Source organism: Bacillus sp. FJAT-42315 (assembly GCF_002797375.1).
GTDB lineage: Bacteria > Bacillota > Bacilli > Bacillales > Domibacillaceae > Bacillus_CE.
On the sequence record NZ_KZ454941.1, the window covers coordinates 3,372,048 to 3,375,733 of the forward strand.

The 3,686-nt window shown below is 41.4% G+C and carries 4 protein-coding genes and 2 other annotated features (2 of these 6 cut by a window edge); of the genes, 1 reads left to right on the forward strand and 3 read right to left on the reverse strand.

Annotated features, from left to right (window positions below):
• Window positions 1-28, reverse strand: a sequence feature (23S ribosomal RNA rRNA prediction is too short) (it extends 79 nt beyond the left edge of the window).
• Between the two features lie 12 nt (window positions 29-40).
• On the forward strand, window positions 41-1,177 hold the full coding sequence (locus tag CEF22_RS18615) for an ABC-F family ATP-binding cassette domain-containing protein (protein WP_157843259.1): 1,137 nt from the start codon (window positions 41-43) through the stop codon (window positions 1,175-1,177).
• A 252-nt stretch (window positions 1,178-1,429) separates the two neighbouring features.
• Here CEF22_RS18615 and tsaD read toward each other — a convergent pair whose 3' ends face one another.
• The 3 genes from tsaD to tsaB are packed head-to-tail and all read right to left on the reverse strand — an operon-like array spanning window position 1,430 to window position 3,598.
• A complete protein-coding gene (tsaD, locus tag CEF22_RS16440; RefSeq protein WP_100403715.1) occupies window positions 1,430-2,449 on the reverse strand; it encodes a tRNA (adenosine(37)-N6)-threonylcarbamoyltransferase complex transferase subunit TsaD in 1,020 nt (339 codons plus the stop codon).
• On the reverse strand, window positions 2,449-2,895 hold the full coding sequence (rimI, locus tag CEF22_RS16445; RefSeq protein ID WP_100403716.1) for a ribosomal protein S18-alanine N-acetyltransferase: 447 nt from the start codon (window positions 2,893-2,895) through the stop codon (window positions 2,449-2,451). Before rimI ends, tsaD begins: the two co-directional genes overlap by 1 nt.
• A complete protein-coding gene (tsaB, locus tag CEF22_RS16450) occupies window positions 2,888-3,598 on the reverse strand; it encodes a tRNA (adenosine(37)-N6)-threonylcarbamoyltransferase complex dimerization subunit type 1 TsaB (RefSeq protein WP_100403717.1) in 711 nt (236 codons plus the stop codon). Before tsaB ends, rimI begins: the two co-directional genes overlap by 8 nt.
• Before the next feature lie 15 nt (window positions 3,599-3,613).
• Window positions 3,614-3,686 (reverse strand) — a sequence feature (16S ribosomal RNA rRNA prediction is too short) (it continues 192 nt past the right edge of the window).

Consider the following 3,686-nt stretch of genomic DNA (forward strand, 5'->3'; position numbering starts at 1 on the left):
CAAATATTTAGTTCAAAAAGCGGAACAGTACGAAAAAGAAATGAAAATGTTTGAAAAGCAACAAGAACAAGTCGCGAAGCTTGAAGATTTTATTCAACGCAATATCGCCCGCGCCTCGACAACGAAACGAGCACAAAGCCGAAGAAAACAGCTACAGCGGATGGAATTAATGAACCGTCCAGATGGAGATGAGAAATCGGCCAACTTTTTGTTTACGATTGAGAAACAAAGCGGGAATGAAGTGTTAAAAGTCAATGACTTATCTATCGGTTATCAAGAGAAAACGATCTCTAACGACTTAACAACACTCGTTTCAAGAGAAGACAGTATCGCGCTTGTTGGACCAAATGGAGCTGGGAAATCGACCCTCTTGAAAACAGTCGTCAATAAACTGCCTGCATTAGCGGGTGCATTTACGCTCGGAACGAATGTCTCTATCGGCTATTACGATCAAGAGCAAGCAGAATTAACCTCGAATAAAACGGTATTAAACGAACTATGGGATGACTATTCAGGCACCCCGGAAAAAGATATTCGCACAGTACTAGGCAACTTTCTTTTTTCAGGTGACGATGTATTAAAACCCGTTTCAACTTTGAGTGGCGGTGAGAAAGCTCGCCTCGCTCTCGCTAAATTGATGATGCAAAAATCCAACTTTTTGATTCTCGATGAGCCGACGAACCATCTTGATTTAGATAGCAAAGAAGTACTAGAAAATGCATTAATCGACTATCCAGGAACGATTTTATTCGTGTCTCATGACCGCTATTTTATCAATCGACTAGCTTCTAAAGTACTTGAGCTTTCTTCAGAAGGGCTGACTGAATATCTCGGAGACTATGATTATTACGTCGCTAAAAAACTAGAGCAGGAAGAATTAGCGATGATAGAAGAAGCCGCTGTTGCGACCAAAACAGACACGAGCTCTAGTGATACTTCTGCTTACTATGTTGATAAAGAGCAGAAGAAGCTCGAACGTCAAAAGCGTCGACGCCTGGAAGAAATTGAACAACAAATTGAGAAAATCGAAGCAGACATTGCCGAAGCCGAAGAGCTATTATGTCAGCCAGAAATATTTCAAGACCATGAACGATCGTTCGAACTCAATGAACAACTTGAGAAGAATCGATCAGAAGTGGACAAGTTAATGGAAGAGTGGGAACTTCTTCAAGATTAACCCTCTAATCGCCAGAGACACATGCTCTGGCGATTTTTATACACAATTTTATCCACATACAAAACACTTTATTTACAATACCTTAACAATGTTATCCCCTTTATCCACAAAAACATATATCTTTATCCACATTATCAACAGTTTTCAATCAAATCACATAGCACCTTATCAACAAATGATATTTATTTATTCACAATTTATCAACAATTTGCGAACGATAAAAAGCTGTCCTTCTTATCGGACAGCTTCTCATTAAAATTGCTCAAGATCTAACCCTGGATAACCATTCATAGCGAAATCATCTCGTTTTCCTTGCTCAAATAGCACAGTACCAGCAGCAGCAATCATCGCTGCATTATCTGTACAAAGACTAAGCGGAGGAATGATCAATTCCACCTCTGGCAACGTAGCAAATTGCTCTTCTAATGCCTTTCGCAATCCTTTATTTGCTGCCACGCCTCCTGATAAAAGCACTTGCTTTACATGAAACTCTTTCGTAGCCCGGATTGTTTTTTTCACTAGCACGTCAATAACACTTGCTTGAAAGCTTGCTGCAATATCTTCAGGCTTCAACTGTTCCCCACGTTGTTCTGCATTGTGAAGCGTATTAATCACCGCTGACTTTAACCCACTAAAGCTAAAATCATAAGAGCCTTCCTCTAGCCAAGCTCTCGGGAAATCGATAGAAGCTTCTCCTTCTGCGGCCATGCGATCAATATGTGGACCTCCTGGATATGGTAGGTTCAATGTCCGGGCCACTTTATCGTACGCTTCACCAGCCGCATCATCACGCGTTTCTCCAATCACTTCAAATGCTCCATGCTCCTTCATTAACACAAGCTCCGTATGACCGCCAGAAACAACGAGTGACAATAATGGAAAAGCCATTTCCTCAACGATTCGATTGGCGTAAATATGACCAGCAATATGATGAACGCCTACTAATGGCAGGTTATGAGCAAACGCTAAAGCCTTCGCTGCATTTACACCGATTAAAAGTGCCCCCACTAAGCCAGGGCCTTTCGTCACTGCGATTGCATCTAACTCTTTGAACGTCATTTCTGCTTGTTTCAACGTTTCTTCAACTACAATTGTGATCTCTTCCACATGATGACGAGAAGCGATTTCAGGTACCACTCCGCCAAAACGCTTATGACTTTCGATTTGCGAAGAAACAACATTCGCCACAATTTCTCTGCCGTTTTTTACGATAGCCGCGGCTGTTTCATCACAACTTGTTTCGATCCCTAGTATATACGTATCTTTTTTCATCATAACCTCACCCACATTACTAATGCATCTTCCTGATTATCGGAATAATAGTTTTTGCGAATCCCACCTGGCTGAAAACCAAGCTTTTTATATAAATTTTGAGCAGGTGTATTGCTCACCCTCACTTCTAATGTCATCACGGTAGCCCCTTTTTCTTTCGCTGCTTTCATCACATGCACAAGAAGCTTTTCTCCAAAACCATGTCCTCTATGAGAGGGCAAAATCGCAATATTCGTAATTTGTGATTCATCTAGCACAATCCACATACCACAGTAACCGACCACTTCACCATCTGACTCAGCTACATGATACAAAGCAAACAAATTATGATCAATCTCTTTATAAAATGAGTCCTTCGTCCAAGGCACAGAAAAACTACTCTTCTCAATTTCATATACGCCCTCAACATCATCAAGCGTCATCTCACGTACAGCTAAATCAACCATGATGTTCTTCTGCTCCTTGTTGCGCTTCTAACCACTTCGCTTCCGCTTCAGCGAGACGAATATAATTCGGTACAAACGAGTGCACATCTTCAGCTGGTGCACGTAAACCAAGTCGACCTAAATCAGACGGTCGTGGTGAATGAACACTAGCCTCTCCAATGATTGCTTGTTCTCCTAACATGTCTGTAATCGTTTCTTTATGAAGAGTCGCATCCTTACCTGCAAATAAAACAGGGTGATTTAACTCCTTCAACTCCTTGCACCAATCTTCAAGCAATAGATTTCGATCTTCTTTCACAGTGATCAACTCTCCATTCTCAAATCGGTATAACCCAGTGTATACTCGTCCCCTTCTTGCATCAAAAATAGGGCTAATATAAGCTGGGAAATATTTTGCTGAAGCAGCGACCGTCGCAAGACTAGAGACGCCTGACAACGGAATCTGCAAAGACCAAGCCAACGTCTTCGCAATCGTTACCCCAATACGAACACCCGTATATGAACCAGGCCCTCTCGCAACAACAATCTTATCAAGCTCTGATGGCTGTACCTCACATTCTTTTAGCACCGCCTCAATGGCTGGCATCGCCCGCAATGAATGATTTTTCTTTAAATCCGTTATATATTCACCTATTAATTGCTCCCCATCCAAAAGAGCTACTCCAAGCGTATATGTAGATGTATCAATCGCTAATACTTTCATCCTAAAAGCTCCTTACAAATTGATTCGTATCTTGTTCCTACAGGTGTTAATTCGATTTTTCGCTCATCATTTCCTTGATGTAATAGAG